This window comes from Sphingobacterium pedocola (assembly GCF_015209965.1).
Taxonomy (GTDB): domain Bacteria; phylum Bacteroidota; class Bacteroidia; order Sphingobacteriales; family Sphingobacteriaceae; genus Sphingobacterium; species Sphingobacterium pedocola.
Window position 1 is genome coordinate 925681 of record NZ_MU158690.1, and the last position, 16892, is coordinate 942572.

Annotated in this window: 9 protein-coding genes; 4 read left to right on the forward strand and 5 right to left on the reverse strand. The window is 45.5% G+C overall.

Annotated features, from left to right (window positions below; all coding sequences use genetic code 11):
* The 3 genes from C4F40_RS13980 to C4F40_RS13990 form a co-directional block, all read left to right on the forward strand.
* Positions 1-2839: DUF7507 domain-containing protein (locus C4F40_RS13980; protein ID WP_196939999.1), on the forward strand; the 2839-nt coding region annotated here is incomplete at its 5' end.
* Positions 2840-2873: 34 nt separating this feature from the next.
* Entirely contained in the window at positions 2874-3887 is a 1014-nt protein-coding gene (locus tag C4F40_RS13985) for a PorP/SprF family type IX secretion system membrane protein (RefSeq protein WP_196940000.1), read from the forward strand.
* A gap of 93 nt (positions 3888-3980) precedes the next feature.
* On the forward strand, positions 3981-5936 hold the full coding sequence (locus C4F40_RS13990) for an OmpA family protein (protein WP_196940001.1): 1956 nt from the start codon (positions 3981-3983) through the stop codon (positions 5934-5936).
* 183 nt (positions 5937-6119) lie between these two features.
* Here C4F40_RS13990 and C4F40_RS13995 read toward each other — a convergent pair whose 3' ends face one another.
* From C4F40_RS13995 to C4F40_RS14015, 5 genes are all read right to left on the reverse strand, one after another.
* Positions 6120-6761: a response regulator transcription factor gene (locus C4F40_RS13995; RefSeq protein ID WP_196940002.1), complete on the reverse strand. Its 642-nt coding sequence runs from the start codon at positions 6759-6761 to the stop codon at positions 6120-6122.
* A gap of 444 nt (positions 6762-7205) precedes the next feature.
* Entirely contained in the window at positions 7206-8825 is a 1620-nt protein-coding gene (locus tag C4F40_RS14000) for a sensor histidine kinase (protein WP_196940003.1), read from the reverse strand.
* Positions 8826-9016: 191 nt separating this feature from the next.
* Positions 9017-10558: a SusD/RagB family nutrient-binding outer membrane lipoprotein gene (locus tag C4F40_RS14005; RefSeq protein WP_196940004.1), complete on the reverse strand. Its 1542-nt coding sequence runs from the start codon at positions 10556-10558 to the stop codon at positions 9017-9019.
* A 7-nt stretch (positions 10559-10565) separates the two neighbouring features.
* Entirely contained in the window at positions 10566-13676 is a 3111-nt protein-coding gene (locus C4F40_RS14010; protein ID WP_196940005.1) for a SusC/RagA family TonB-linked outer membrane protein, read from the reverse strand.
* 235 nt (positions 13677-13911) lie between these two features.
* Entirely contained in the window at positions 13912-15741 is a 1830-nt protein-coding gene (locus C4F40_RS14015) for a sensor histidine kinase (RefSeq protein WP_196940006.1), read from the reverse strand.
* Between the two features lie 596 nt (positions 15742-16337).
* Here C4F40_RS14015 and C4F40_RS14020 point away from each other — a divergent pair.
* A partial coding sequence (locus C4F40_RS14020) for a hypothetical protein (protein ID WP_196940007.1) occupies positions 16338-16892 on the forward strand: 555 nt, incomplete at its 3' end.

The window sequence follows — 16892 nt, forward strand, 5'->3', positions numbered from 1 at the left end:
TACACAGGCCGACCTTGATGCCGGTTCTGTATCCAACCAGGCCACGGTGAACGGTGACGGTCCGGGTGGCGATCCATTGACCCCTGTTGACTCGGATGATCCGAACACACCTGATCCGAACGATCCTACGGATACGGATCTGGTACAGATGCCTTCATTGTCTATAGTTAAAACAGCGATTATAAGCTCCGCATTTGTGTATGCTGACGACGTAATAGAATACGATATCGTTGTAAACAATACAGGGAACGTAACTCTATACAATATCGAAATCACAGATGATAATGCGGATACGAAAGATGTAGGTGTAATTTCCGAACTTGAAGTGGGACAACAGGTAAGTTTTAAAGCATATCATACCATTACACAAGCGGATATGATTAAGGGATATGTGTCTAATAAGGCGATAGCTGTTGGTGAAGATCCTAAGGGTAATCCGGTAGTTGGAGAGTCTACAACAGGTAATACACCAAATGCAGGAGATCCTGTCGATCCAGATTGTGCTACGTGTACTATTACACCGCTTCCGTGGAAAGTTATCGAAGCAAGCGACGACACGCCTGCACCGGTTAACGGTAAGGATGGCGGTACAATACCGAGCGTACTGGATAACGACATGCTGAACGGCAGTCCTGTTGTACCGAGCGAGGTAACCCTGATACCGGGCACAAGTCCACATACGGGCATCACAATGAACCCTGACGGAACGGTAACGGTATCGCCGGAGACGCCTGCTGGTACATATACATATCCTTACACAATCTGTGAGGTACTTAACCCGTCGAACTGTGACAATGCAGTCGTCACGATCGTTGTTGAAGCAGCTGTAATCGAAGCAAACAACGACACGCCTGCACCGGTTAACGGTAAGGATGGCGGTACAATACCGAGCGTACTGGAGAACGACATGCTAAACGGTAGTCCTGTTGTACCGAGCGAGGTAACCCTGACACCGGGCACAAGTCCACATACGGGCATCACAATGAACCCTGACGGAACGGTGACGGTATCACCGGAAACGCCTGCTGGTACATATACATATCCTTACACAATCTGTGAGGTACTTAACCCGTCGAACTGTGACAATGCAGTCGTCACGATCGTTGTTGAAGCAGCGGTAATCGAAGCAAACAACGACACGCCTGCACCGGTTAACGGTAAGGATGGCGGTACAATACCGAGCGTACTGGATAACGACATGCTGAACGGCAGTCCTGTTATTCCGAGCGAGGTAACATTGACACCGGGCACAAGTCCACATACGGGCATCACAATGAACCCTAACGGAACGGTAACGGTATCACCGGAGACGCCTGCGGGTACATATACATATCCTTACACAATCTGTGAGGTACTTAACCCGTCGAACTGTGACAATGCTACGGTAACGATCATAGTAGAGGCAGCGTTAATCGAAGCAAACAACGACACGCCTGCACCGGTTAACGGTAAGGATGGCGGTACAACACCGAGTGTACTGGATAACGACGAGCTAAACGGCAGTCCTGTTGTACCGGGCGAGGTAACACTTACACCGGGCACAAGTCCACATACGGGCATCACAATGAACCCTGACGGAACGGTAACGGTATCACCGGAGACGCCTGCTGCTACATATACATACCCTTACACAATCTGTGAGGTACTGAATCCGTCGAACTGTGACAATGCTACGGTAACGATCATAGTAGAGGCAGCGATAATCGAAGCAAGCGACGACACGCCTGCACCGGTTAACGGTAAGGATGGTGGTACTATACCAAGCGTACTGGATAACGACATGCTGAACGGCAGTCCTGTTGTACCGAGCGAGGTAACCCTGACACCGGGCACAAGTCCACATACAGGAATCACAATGAACCCTGACGGAACGGTAACGGTATCGCCGGAGACGCCTGCTGGTACATATACATATCCTTACACAATCTGTGAAGTACTTAACCCGTCGAACTGTGACAATGCAGTCGTCACGATCGTTGTTGAAGCAGCGGTAATCGAAGCAAGCGACGACACGCCTGCACCGGTTAACGGTAAGGATGGCGGTACAACACCGAGCGTACTGGATAACGACGAGCTAAACGGTAGTCCTGTTGTACCGGGCGAGGTAACATTGACCTGGTCTCCTGATAATGTGCAAAACCCGGCTATCACGCTCAACACAGACGGTACCGTTACGGTGCTTCCGGAAACACCAGAAGGAACATACGAATTCCGTTACCGTATCTGCGAAGTGCTTAATCCGACAAACTGTGACGAAGCAGCTGTAACGATTGTAATCGAACCTGCTCCGATAGTTGCAATGGACGATAACATTCAGATCGAATGGGATAGGACGTCTATCATTACCATGAGCGTGTTGGATAACGATACATTCAATGGCGGATCAATCGACTTGAATGAAGTTATGTTGACTCCAGGCGTACCAAGTGATCCGAACCTGAGCATGAATGCGGATGGAACGATAAACATACCGGCAAGTACACGGCCAGGAACGTACACGTATCCGTATACAGTCTGTGAGGTACTGAACCCATCGAACTGTAGCACGGCGGTAGCGACAATTGTAATTGAAGCTTCCAACTTGTTTATTCCAAATGTGATCACGCCGAATGGTGACGGACAGAATGACCGCTTTGAAATTATTGGCAGTGAAAACTATGATAGAGTAGAGGTTACTATCGTGAACCGTTGGGGGAACGAAATATTCAGAAATGAAAACTACGACAACAATTGGGTGGGTCGTGGACTGAATGAAGGGACTTACTATTATATCATTAAGCTGTACAAGGGTAGCAAAGTAGAGCAGCATAAAGGATGGGTTCTTATTAAGACACAATAGGAATATGTTCATCATAAATAATAACACAATATCGATGAAGAAATTAAATTTAAGGTATATGGTTCTAGTAGGTATAGCCCTGTTGACAAAACAGGGTTATGCCCAACAGAACATCCAAATGACACAGTATATATTCAATTCGATCAGTGTCAATCCAGCCTATGCGGGATATAAGGAGGAATGGTTTGGTCAACTGGGCTTAAGGAGCCAATGGACTGGCTGGGAAGGTGCGCCAAAAACGGGTATGCTATCGGTAGACGGCGTACTTGATCCAGAAGATCGTAGACATGGAGTGGGTTTGGTTGTAACCGGTGATCAGCTGGGCGCTCAGGCCGCAACCAGTATTTATGCGAATTATGCGCTTCGCCTGCAGCTTGATCGTGCAGATGAGCATCGACTAAGTCTAGGTGTCGCAGGTGGATTAACGCAATACAGTCTGGATGGAAATAAACTCGATCCCGTTGACCGTGTGGATCAAGTATTGCCGGATGGAAAAATATCGACGTGGAAACCGGACATCCGTTTAGGTGCCTATTACAGCAACCCAAGATGGTATGCCGGGGTATCGGTACAGGATCTTTTTGCAGGGACGGATAGTAATGAAGATTTCCAGTTTAACCAGAATTCACTGGAAAGTCTTTCCCGAAACATCCATGGATACCTGATCGCCGGAGCATTGTTTGAGCTGGACAGGGGGCTGTTGCTGAGACCGAGTATTCTGATCAAGGATGATTTCAAAGGACCGACTTCGTTGGATGTCAACGCCATGTTTATCTTCAACGATAAATTTTGGATCGGAGGCGGATACCGTACACGGGCACGCCTGTTTGACCGTGATTATAGCGACTACTCGGTAAACAAATTGAGTTCACTTAACTCGTTAAGCGGGATTGCACAATTTTATGTGAGCCCCACTTTACGGATAGGGTATTCCTATGACCATATGTTGAACCGCATGAGTGGTTTGCAGCAAGGGACGCATGAGGTTACTCTTGGTGTAACGTTTGGCCGTGTAGTGCGTCAGATTCTAAGTCCACGCTATTTCTAATAGCGCGCGTATATAATACTTAGATGAACGTGATGGTATCAAACTGTTATCAAGTTACAAAACAGAATGATCATTGTTAAGTATAGATAGATTATGAAAAGAAAATATGATAAAAGAAGTTTACAGGTGTTAACCATTGTGTTACTTCTTTTTGGATCAGAAGCCGTTTTGGCTCAGGAACAGCCCAGCCGGAGGAGCCGCGCGGAGCTGCTCTACAATAAATTGGAGTATGCAAATGCAGCGGCAGCGTATGAAAAGCTCGTTGATGTGAAAAAGCCGCGAACGGAAGATATGGAACGTCTGGCAGATAGTTACCGGAGGATCAATGAATACGAACTGGCAGAGAATTGGTATTCGCGTGTAGTGCTAGAGCCCGATCATAAACAGGAATCGCTGCTACACTATGCGGAGGTACTGAAAAAGCGGGGGCGCTATGCCGAAGCCAGTAAACAATACATAGCATATCAGGAGAAATACGGAATCGCTGACGATATAACCCGGTATGCAAAAGGAGCCGACTCGGCTGTGGTATGGATGAAGAGCCCATCCCTGCACAACCTGAGAAATGAAGCTGCTATCAATACAGACCTTTCGGAATTTAGTCTGGTACCAACGAGTGGAGGTGTGATATATGCGGGCGAACCCCACGGATTGCTAGACAACAAAAGTGGTATGACGGGACAGTCTTATCTTAAAGTGTATGCTGCAAATCGGGAACGTGATGGCGAACTGAGCTACCCCAACACCATGGAAGGCGCTTTTAACAGTGCACTGTATCATGTTGGTCCGGTAGCGGTCAATGCGGCCGAGGATGTGCTCTACGTAACACGTACCTATCCTGGAAAGGAGAGCGAAAAATATAGAGCAGATGGTCTGAAATGGCGCAAGCACAATCTGGAGCTGAAAATCTATAGAAAGAACGGAACAGATTGGAGCGAAGAAGACTTTGCGTATAATAATGTGGAAGAATATTCGTTGGGCCATGCGGCATTAAGCACTGACGGTAGTGTGCTGTATTATGCATCGGATATGCCCGGAGGACAGGGTGGGGTGGATATCTGGTACAGTGAACTACAAAGCGACGGAAGCTGGGACGCCCCAAAAAATGCCGGATCTACCATAAACAGTGCTGGTGATGAGATGTTCCCGAGTGTTTTCGGCGATACCCTGTACTTTTCAAGTGATGGCCGGGTAGGCATGGGCGGACTGGATATATATAAATCTATAGGCAACCGCTCAACATTTAGTACGCCAGAAAACCTTCGCTATCCGCTGAATTCGGCGAGCGACGATTTTGCTTACGTTGTGGCGGCAAACAGCGACGATATAATTTACGGCTACCTATCCTCGAATAGAACGGGGGGAAGGGGAGGAGATGATATCTATTCCTTTTCTTACAGTAAGCCTAAATTTATCATCGTTTTAGAGGGTTTAACGCGTGATAAGGATACAGGAGAGCTTTTGCCAGCTACGACCGTGACCCTTTTTCACGAAGGAAAAGAAATCGCAGCGAAAGGTGTGACGGACAAAGACGGACGCATAACGTTTACGTTAAATAGGGGTGAGCCTTATCGGCTGTTAGCTGAGAAAACCGGCTACCATTCGGATTCAACACGTGTCGAAAGTTTATTCCCAACACGTGATACAACGGTTAAGGTAGTGATGAATTTGCAGCCGATATACACAGTAGGCGATAAGTTTGTGCTGGAGAATATTTACTATGACTTTGATAAGCACAATATCCGCAAAGATGCCGCTTTAATCCTTGATCAATTAGTAGCAACAATGCGCGATAATCCTACACTGCGGATCGAATTATCAAGCCATACCGATAGCAGAGGTAGCGATAGTTACAATGAGAAGTTGTCCCAAAGACGTGCGCAAAGCGCGGTCGATTACATCGTGACCCGCGGTATAGCACGTGACAGATTGGTCGCCAAGGGATATGGTGAGAAGCGGTTAGTGAATAAATGTAGCAACGGTGTGCCATGTTCGATTGCGGACCACCAGGCGAATAGACGTACCGAAGTGGAAGTATTAGCATACTAAGACAGCGGTTTTAAAAGCGAATTTTAATTAATAAGGTATACAATCATCTCAGATTGTTGTTTTTCACAATAAATAAAAAAGAAGGTGTTGCCTCCCAAGCAGCACCTCTTTTATTTGCAATAGTGGATCCATAATGACAACTGTTTAAAGTTGAGATTTTAATTATATATGACCTTTTTCCATCTATATTAATTCCCATTCTTTGGCGTAATTGAGCAATTGGCCTATCGTAGTGCAATTCGCTTTTGTCATCATGTTTCGCCTATGCGATACAATGGTATGATGACTTAGATAGGTTATCTCCGCGGTCTGGGCAATTGTGTTTCCGGAGGCGAAATACTGTAGGATTTCCAGTTCACGAGCGGTAAAGATGATAGGTTTGTTAGTTATATTCTTCGTTTTTATTTCCTGGAAAATAGGGCAGCGGTAAAAATTGCCTTTTTCGACTTCATTTATGCATTCCAAGAGAACATCTAGACCTGTCACCTTACTAATAATACCATCGGGAAAATGGCTCTCGATATGATGAAGGACAGGCCAGCTGGATGCGCTCGTAAGAAAAATATTCTTACATAACTTGTTGATGCGCTTAACATCGGAGAGAACAGCTAGACCATTGCTGTTCTGTAGGTAATAATCTAAAAAGAGATAGAATTTTTTGCGACTATGTTCGCTTAAGAAACGGGTAAGTTCGGAAGCATTTTGGAAGGTATGAACTGTGTCAAACTTTGTGTACTTTTCAAGTAAAACAGAAAAAGATTCACCAAATAGTTGATGATCGTCTAGTACAATTGCAACATCATTGCTCATTATTTTCTCGTTCAAGTTTGGAAATAAAAGTGTTACTCAGTAATAAAATAGCTCACAAATATAAGTAAATAATATATGCAGTTAATGGTTAAGAGTGTGGCGTGATATTGTTAAAATAACTACAAATAATAGCAAATTTTTGCTATAGAAATATTTATGTATAGGTGGATGTTGTAAACTTTGGTTTCTTTGCAGTGAGATTTTAGAACTACTTATGCGGGTCAATTATCTCGTGTATTGGAAGGGTAACCATCTTTGCTATCTGGAGGTTATTTTTTTGATGGCTCTAATATTTACAGTAAGTTTTACAACCATCCCAGGTTGTTGTTTTTCATAATAAGTAGAAGGTGTTGCCCCCAAAGCAACACCTCTTTACATTAAATGGCCCGAGGTATAAACGATGCAACCCTCATGAGCTCTCTAAGCTTTTAGATACTCTTTTTAGCATGATTAGCGGTATTACGATAACGCCAACGGAATAGATACGGCTATTTCGGTACCTTTTGTATCCGACCGAATGGCGGTTTTGCCGTTTAGGTATTGCACACGGCGTCGGATAGACTGCAAGCCCATCCCTGATTTGACGTTAGTTGAGGTTTTATGAACCCAGCCCGTTCCGTCATCTTGGATGACCATGATGAGTTTGTCTATTTCCGCGTAAATCAAGATACCCACTTTCTTAGCCTTCGCATGCTTGATAATATTCGTAATAGCCTCCTGAACGATGCGGAGCAATGCAATTCGGACGTCCATACTGGCATGCTGTAACGCATCGTCATCTATGTGAATATTTTTTTTATAACAAGTGTCTGGCAGGGCAGTATCCGTCAGCAATTTAATTCGCTGTTCAAATGTGTGTTCTTGTTCTCCGTCAGCAGTATTGAACCATTCATGGCTTTTATTTCTAGCTACATCGTAGGCGTTGGCTATTTCCAGTTGAATTGCAACCAATTTTTTCTTTTGCAGGGGGTCGTCGGTGTCCATGGAAAGTGTTTCCAATTGATGCTTGATGCTGGCGATGGATGAGGAAAGTCCATCATGAAGATCCTGGCCAAGACGCTGCTGTTCTTCCCTTATCGCCTCATGTTTCACCTCCTCCATGGCGATAATCTGCATATTGGCCACATTGTTGAGGGCGTCTATCTGTTCTTTCGCTTTCCGGCTCCGGCGTAGCATCGTTAAGTAGATGGCCAGCACAATAATGGCTGCGGAAAATGAAATGCCCAGTAGCCAAAGGGCCCGCCGCGCATTTTCCGCACTTAATAGCTTATTGTCATCCGCTATGGCGTTATACCTGACATAATCGCCAATAAATCTTTTCATATTTTCCCGATCTGCTATCATCGCCTTTTCCAACGTAGCATAGGCCTTGATGATTTCGTTTTTGTTGCCAGATTTTGTGGCACGTCCCAATGCGGCAGTTAAATAATAGATTTGTAATTCGTTATCTCCGCTTTCCTGTGCCACGTCACAAATCTGATTGTAATATCCAAGCGCCTTTTGTAGGTCGTTTTCATGATAATAATTGGCCAGAATAAGGAGCGCATACACCTCCAAATTTACGTTACCCATACGCTGTGCGCTCGCTAATAATTGTTTTGCAATGGGCAGTACTTCAGGCTTCTGACCTTTTCTATTTAATAAATATACTTGCTTTGAATGATTAAGGGCCAGCATATATTCATCGTTATACTGGCTTGCAATTTCCCTGGATTTGCCCAGGTAGTAATTTACGCTGTCTGCGGAAAGGTTGGCGTTGAAGTTACAATAGTTAAAATACACCAAAGACAGAACGCTATCGTTCTTTAGCTTTTTTCCGGTTTGTATAGCCTTTTGCATAAAAGCAATGACCTTTGTTTGATCGGAGAGATCCTTGTGCAGTACAGCGGCCATATCCATATATACACGGGAAATATTTGCGGTATCAGCGAGTTGCTGATAGCCCGATAATACGTTGCTGAATAATTCCAACGATTCCGCATATAGCCCCCGCTTATACAAAGCAAAAGCAATCACATGGTCTGCGTTTGTCTGTCCTTGTTGGTAGTGTAAGCGGGCTGCTAAACGCTTGGCCTTCATTCCATAGTAAAAGCAACTATCGATGTTTCTGGGGCGATAAAGTATCCCCAATCGGTTTAAGCTATTAACCAGGCTAACACTATCTTTGATCAAAGACAGCTTATGTAATTCCTGCCCGATCTCCTGGATTTGGCCGTATGCCGGGTTAGAACAAACGCAAATCAGCAAGAATAGCAGTGGGTAAGTTGTAATTAGTCTTTTAGCAGCCACATCCGTTCGTTTACGTTATCATTGCCATTGTATTGCCTATTGATGGCTTCGGTTACATTTTCGCTATTGTAGTTGATTTCATCACTGGGATACATCCACCGTATAGGAAGGCGGTCGGCAGGCGTATTTTCATTGGACGCCGGATTAATCGGAAATGCCGGATACCCGGTACGTCGATTTTCAAAAAAAGCGCTTAAAGGTGACTGGAGGTACGTACTAATAAATTTTTGCGTAATAATTTGCTCGATTCGGTGTTCGGTAGTGCCCGTCAGCTTGACGGCGTCCGTGGCCGGAAATGCCTCGATATAGGGATTACTCATGATACGGTTGTGATGATAGGCTGGAATGTTTGGCGTATGGTCTGCCACAGATTGCATTGCTCCCTGTATTCCTGCGGTATAGTAGGTCTGCGCATCGCCATTGATCCAACCCCTCACAGCAGCCTCCGCAAGCAAAAACTTTACTTGGGCGTAGCTAAGCAGGCTCACCGGCTCGCCGGCGGGGATTTCGGTATACCGTGCGTTCACGCCGGAATAGTCGCCCGAGCTATGTATCGCGCTCAAGCTTGCATAGGCGATTGCTGGATCGGTACCTTTATATGCGTCGAAATCCGAAGGCGTGTAACCGTTATCGAGTTGTACCTCGGATGGCGACGCGTAGTAAAACAAACGGTAGTCGTTTGTCGCTTTCAAACGGTTGATCAGTATATCGGACACCATGGGATAAATGACAAACTGGTTTCCCAGTTTATGAAATGGGTAGCGTTGGTTTTCCTGGTCGGAGTAAACCAGCTGAAAATTATCCGCATTACTTTCGAAGATGGGGCGATTGCTCAAAATGTCGTTGAAGCGTTCCACCACACGCAAGTCGGGATCATCCGATTTTCGGTATAGGTTGATCAGTACCTTTAGCACAAACGAATTGACCATTTTCTGCCATTTCATTGGATCGCCCTGGTAAATTACGTCACCCTCGAAGTTTGCACCTTGGGCAAACAACCGATTCGCTTCATCCAATTCGTTGAGGATACCGATAAACACCTCTTTCTGCGTGTCATAGCGGGGTTTGATGTTTCCTTCGCTTTCCCCTTTGAGCGCATCAGTGTAGGGGATATCGCCTACTTCCATGGTGGCATTAAAAAATGTATATGCCCGTATGAAATGGCTGAATCCTTTGTAAGCGTTTGCTACCCCTTCATCGAGCTCATCGGTGAAGCCGATCAGCTTCTCCACGTCGATAAGCCGGGTAAAAGGGCTGAAGCTGGTTCGGTCGATGCGATTGTATTGCTCGCCTTGTGCAAACTCGCTCCATAAGATGTATTTGTCGCGCATAAAATTCGCCATAAATCCCTTCTGACTGCTGATGTCGCTCCTCGTGATATCCAGCATCAATTTCGTCGCTAGCATTTGCGGGGTCGCTATGGTAAAACCATCGGGATTGGTGTTCAGTTCTTCGAAGTGTGAACAGGATGCCGATGCAATCGTAATACAGATTATAGCGGCTATTATTCGTATGTTCTTCATGGCTTTTTTAATTGTTTGATTTGTCAGCATGAGAAAAGTGAAAATTGAGGTTAAGTCCGATAAATCGCTGAGAAGGGGAAGTGAGGTCGCTGTCAGCATTCCAGTCGGGATCAGCAAACCGGAAATCCTTAGTCCAAAGAAATACGTTCTGGGCAGTTAGCGAAATGCGTGCGCGGCTCATTCCCCAGCGCTCGCTGCGTGAGCGCGGTACGGTGTATCCGATAGCCAGCTCACGGATTTTGATGAAGGTTGGGTCGGTAGCCCCGAAACGCCCATCGGCAAACCTACGGGAATAGGTTTCATAGGATACCGGTACATCGTTGGGCGCATATACGCGTGTGTCTTCCGTGATACGGCCGTATTGGTCGAAAGCGACTGATCCAGAAACAACTTTTACCCCGTTACCGACGTAAGATTTTTTGCCGTTGACTACTTCGTCGTAACGCCATTGGTTATCACTATCAGGGTGCGAACCGGTGTCCCACATCTTATAGGCACTATAATTATATAATAGGCCGCCAACACGGCCATCAAAACTCAACTGAAGGTCAAAATTACGGTAAGTAAAGGAGTTGGTAAAACCCCAGATGAATTTTGGATCGCTATATCCAACGGCATAGCCGTATCGACCTTGCTGGGGAAGTCCGCCGTCCGTATGTACCACATTACCCTGTGGATCCCGCAGCCAATCGGTGATGGTATAATTGTCGACACGTCCGCCGGCTTTGGTCCACAGGTTGTCTGATGAATAGATTGGATCCAATTCCTTGTAATACTGGTGTGTTGTTGCCCAGTTTACCGTAGCGTCCCAGGTGAAATTACTTTGTTTCAACACGCCGGCATGCAGCGACAACTCTACGCCTCGACGCACGCGCGTCTCGTTGGTATTGATCAACGTAGAGGTAAACCCTGAGGAAGCGGGTATGGGAGATGATAGTTGCCGGTTGTAATTGAACACATGGTAGTAGGCGGCATCAAGTACGAAACGATTTTCCAGTATGTTGACTACTGTACCAGCCTCCCAGGTCCGGTCGGTTTGCGGTTTGATGACTGCGGTATTGAGTTGCGATGGATAGTCGGCTGTATTTAAGCCATCCCAAACGCCTTGGCCGATGCTGTAATTTACATTGGTGCCGTACACGCTGAGGTCCTGTTTTGAAACGGTCCAAGACCCTCTAAGCTTCCACATGTCCATCCCGTTTGGCAGCTTGAAAAACTCGCCAAGAAGCACACTGCCGGACACGGAAGGATAAAAATACGAACGGGTCGTGATGTCTAAGGTAGAACTCCAGTCGTTCCTGCCCGTCAGATCCACGAAAACCGCGTCTTTCCAGCCAAACGAAGCTAATCCGAGCAAGCTGTTTACTTGCTTACCATACCTGGACGTACCCACATCCGGACGCTCCACCGAATTGTTCAATGAATAGACGCCCGGCACAATGAGGCCGCTGCGGGTTACACCCGAAAGCGATTGGTCTTCGTACCGATAGAGAGATCCACCGGCAGTAAGGTCTATGTCTATGGTATTTAATAGTTTCTTTTTGCCATAGTTGAACAGCAGATCGGTATTCAAACTGTATCCCCTGGATTGGTATTGGCCAAACATCCCGTTCGCATGCCATCCCCGGGTGGAATAGATACCTTGTGGATTACGGCGCGTATTTTCATTGGAATAGAAGTCGTAGCCCACCCTTGCGGTTATCTTGGCGCCCGCGAAGGGTTTGTAATTTGACGTCAGATTGAGGTTGGCCATATTATTTTCCCGGCCATTTAATTTTTCATAGGCAATCAAATACGGATTATCATACCAGGCTTTGTATTGCCAATTTTGCTTTTCGTTTGGCACCACCCAATAATCGCGGAATTTGGTAACGTCATACTCGGGTCCGGTCCACATCAGCAATTGATAAATATACCCTTGGTCGCCGTACCCGGCACCGGTAGTCTGCGGAGTCATACTCCGGTTATACCCGATGTTACTTTGCAATTCAAATTTCTCGCTGAGTTTCAGTTTGCCCGAGACATTTGCATTCAGCCGGTTCAATTTCAGGTTTGGATATTGCCCTTTATTGTAAACGTGGTTCAGGGATGCCCGTACAGACCCGATGTCGCCGGACTGGGCAAAGCTGATGTTGTTGTTGGTCACGAAGCCAGGTTCGAGGAAGTTTTTTAGATTGTTCTTACCTCGTGAAGTAAGCTCCATCACTTCGAGCTGCTTGGTTTCCGGATTCCATTGTTCTTCCATGATGCCGATATCGAGTTTATTACCCCATACGTAGTCGACCGAATTATATGATCCGCCCAAGCCCGCGCTATATGAGGTCTGTACTTCGGGTAGGGCTAAGTAACCCGCAAAAGCCATGTTGTTACTGTTTACGCTGATACCCTTGCCGCCGCTTTTGGTCGTCACGATAATGGCTCCACCGCCGCCGCGCACGCCGTAGAGTGCGGAAGCTGTCGCGCCTTTGAGCACATCGATGCTCTCGATGTCATCTGGAGCGATTTGTCGTAAGCTCATGTTGCCATAGGGTACACCGTCGATGACCAGCAGTGGGTTACTCGATCCGCCGCGAAGCCGGATATCAGGCGATTCATCAAATTCGGTACTGTTTTGAATCCAGAGCCCCGCTACCTTACCGGTCAGCGAAGTGGCAATGTCCACGCCTTTGACCTGCTGTACTTGTTCGCCACCTATGCGTTGTACCGAATAGCCGAGTGATTTTTCTTCTCTCCGGATGCCCAATGCGGTTACCACCACTTCTTCCAGTGCATCCTCCATGCGCTGCAGTTGTACCGGGATAATTGTACGGCCGGCTATTGGCTCTTGGTGCGTTCGGTAACCAATGTAACTGAACACCAGTACGTCGCCGGTCTTAACCCCGGTAACCGTATAACGACCGTCGTCTTTTGAACTGACAGCGATCGAAGTACCCCGTACACTGACGGTAACCCCTGCAATGGGGGTTCCCTCCGTAGCATCGACCACCGTACCCGTTACGGTTTGTTGCTGGGTACTAGATTGGTGGCTGTCCCGAACAGTGTTGCCGGCTGTTTCGTTTAGCGTGCCCACTGCGAGCAGCACGGCTAACAATCTTTTGATAAATAGACGTTGTTTCATATGGTTTTTTTTGTTTTCAGATGGAGCCTTTGATGATTAAAATTAATCGTTGCCCTGTGCGCTTAACTGGGAAGCATTCATGAACGCCTTTGAAAGCAGGTACTCTGTGAATAATGATTATTTTAATCATGTCGGGTTCATATGGATCTAGTATTGCTTTTAACTATGGTTAGGGAAGTCGTTCGGACAACGCCAATTTCAACTTGCCAGAGGGGGTATATCGTTGTGTCACCGGCTAATCATAAACGACTGATTTCAAAGGGATGGATACCATTATTTCCGTGCCATTGGTGTCTGATTGAATTTTAAGTTCGCCGTTGAGATACTGGGTACGCCGAAGGATGGATTGCAAGCCCATCGCTGATTTTTCGTTTCCCGATTTCTGTTCGCCTAATCCTTTTCCGTCATCATGGATTGCCAAAATCAGCTTGTCCATTTCCTCATAGAGCAGAATGCCCACGCTCTTCGCCTTGGCATGCTTGATGATATTGGTAATCGCCTCCTGGATGATGCGGAGTAGCGCAATGCGGGTATCGGCGTTGACGCGAAGCAATGAGCTATCGTCGATATGAATGTCTTTGTCGTAACGACTGTCGGGCAGGGCACTGTCGGCAAGCAGTATGATCCGCTGTTCAAACGACTGCTCTTGTTGCCCTTCAGCAGCATTAAACCACTCGTGGCTTTTAGCTCTGGCGACGGTGTAGGCTTTGGTTACCTCCGCTTGTAGTATGGCCAATTTAGCTTTTAAGTGGGTGTCATCCGTGTCCATGGACAAGATTTCTACCTGATGCTTGATGCCTGCCATGGATGAAGAGAGCCCATCGTGAAGATCCTGCCCAAGGCGCTGTTGCTCTTCTTTTACCGCCTGATGCTTCGCTTCCTCTATAGCGATGATCTGCATATTGGCCATGTTATTGAGAGCCTCTATCTGTTGTTTTGCCTTACGGCTGCGGCGGAGCATGATCAGGTAGATGGCCAATACGACAATCAGGGCTGCGGCAGAAATGATGGCTAACCAAAGGGTTCGTTGTGCATTTTCAGCACTTAATAATCTGTTGTCGTTCTCTATGGCGTTATACCGGACATAATCACCTATAAATTTTCTCGACTTTTCCCAATCTGCTGTCAGCGCTTTTTCCAACTCTATATAGATATTGATGATTTCGTCTTTATCGTCCAGTTGTTTGGCAACTTCTAAAGCGATATTTAAGACATAAATTTCTAAGTATTTGTCTCCACTTTTCTGTGCCACTTCATATTCCTGATAAAGATATTCAAGCTCTTTTTGGGGGTTATTCTCATAATTAACCAATGCGACGAGGGCATTGAACTCCAGCTTCGCGTTACCAATACGTTGTGCATCGTGTAATGACTGCTTGATAAGGGGTAATGCTTCCTCCTTTTGACCATTTGAAATCATTAGGCGTGCTTGCCACAGCTGATTGAAGATAAGCATACTTTCATCTTTATAGCGGCTGGCAATTTCTCGTGATTTATGGAGATAGTAACGGACACTATCCTCTGTAAGGTCCGGGTTCCCGCTACAATAGTTTATATATACTTGGGACATAATGCTGTCCTTTTCCAGTTTTTTTCCTGCTTGGATAGCCTTTTGAAAAAGCGAAATAATCTTGGGTCTATCGGAGATACCCTTGTTTTCAACTGCGGCCATATCCAGATATGCCTGGATCATTTTTTCGGCATCATCGAGTTGCTGGTACTGCGCTAGCAGGTCGCCTAAGAGTTCAAGAGATTCTGCATACAGCCCTTTCTTAAAAAGTGCAAAAGCAATTACATGGTCAGCGTCTGTCTGTCCTTGACGATACTTTATATTGGTAGCCAAACGCTTTGCCTCCATGCCATAGTAAAAACAACTGTCGGCATTTCTGGTTCGGTAAAGTGCGCCCAACTGGTTTAAGCTGTTGACTAGGCTGACACTGTCCTTGATAGAAGGTAATTGATGTAGCTCTTGGTTGATCTGTTGGATTTGACAACGTGCAGGAGCATGGTAAAGGCAAAACAGAAACAATAGGAGTGGGTAAGTTGTAGGTTTTCTTCTACGCATAATTGATAGATGTCGGAGTAGATTCATAACGTATGGTCGAAATAATTTTAGAAGCCACGAAGGTAACAAATCCTCTGAGTTAAATCAATGCTCTTTTCTCAGCTATCTTCTCATAGAAGATAAGAAGATCTTTAGTTCTCGGATGTCAAAATAGGAAGAGTGGATAATTTCGAAGATAACTAAAGCGTGCTAAAAAAAAATTTTTTGGTAACATGTTTTTGCTATAAGAATGACCAACAAGCTTGAGTATTACTCTTCTTTCCTTTCTTTGTTCATAATATCTATGAAATAGAATTCAAGTGCCATTCGGGAAGATAATCTTGAAGGAATGAAAGCCAAAATTACGTTATGAAATTGGATAGGTTTTGTGTAGTCCAAAGGCCAAATTGATTGACAAGTAACTAGTAAAGTTTTAGAAATAATAATTTATGAAATTAAACTGTGCGACGCAAAAAAGAGGACTTCGATTAGTTCAGTAACGAATGCGGCTCGTTCCTTGGTCTTTAATGATAATATGAAGATATAAAACCATTTAATTTTTTGTTGACTTAATTGAATCAAATTTTAACTGTTTGTTACCTATTAACTCTAATCTTATGTTAAGAAAACTAGCTTCTTGTATTTTATTCCTTGTTCTTGCCGTTGTGGGCTCTGTGTATGGACAGGTTAAAATTGGTGACGGTACGGTACCGGGAGAAAGTACCACACCCAATCCAAACGCAGTATTGGATTTAAGCAGTATGCAAAGAGGGGTACTGTTCCCTCGTGTAGAATTGACTGCTGTAGTAAATCCTGCTCCTTTGACTGAGCACGTAGCGGGGATGATGGTATATAATACGTCAACTCAAAATGATGTTGTGCCTGCTATCTACTACAATGATGGTGCAAAGTGGGTTTTTGTTGGGGCTGTGCAAGGTAGTAATGTAAGTTACGACCCCACAACTTATGTCATTACCTATGTGGATAGCGGAGGTAATCCGCAAACTATTAATTTGGTACAGGCAATAAAGGGGAACGAAACAAAGACGCTTTTGATCAAGGAATCTGAAGGGCGTTATGTGTTTTATAATGAAGCTAGTATTGATGAGACAGGAAATCCGATAACGGGTGCTGGGGTAGCGATAGATATCCCTGCTTCTGTTATCAACCAG

Excerpts from the sequence above, each read along its gene's own strand:
- C4F40_RS14010 (WP_196940005.1), bottom strand. The coding sequence starts at position 13,676 with ATGAAACAACGTCTATTTATCAAAAGATTGTTAGCCGTGCTGCTCGCA.
- C4F40_RS14015 (WP_196940006.1), bottom strand. The coding sequence starts at position 15,741 with ATGCGTAGAAGAAAACCTACAACTTACCCACTCCTATTGTTTCTGTTT.
- C4F40_RS14000 (WP_196940003.1), bottom strand. The coding sequence starts at position 8,825 with ATGAAGGCCAAGCGTTTAGCAGCCCGCTTACACTACCAACAAGGACAG.
- C4F40_RS13990 (WP_196940001.1), top strand. The coding sequence starts at position 3,981 with ATGAAAAGAAAATATGATAAAAGAAGTTTACAGGTGTTAACCATTGTG.
- C4F40_RS13985 (WP_196940000.1), top strand. The coding sequence starts at position 2,874 with ATGAAGAAATTAAATTTAAGGTATATGGTTCTAGTAGGTATAGCCCTG.
- C4F40_RS14005 (WP_196940004.1), bottom strand. The coding sequence starts at position 10,558 with ATGAAGAACATACGAATAATAGCCGCTATAATCTGTATTACGATTGCA.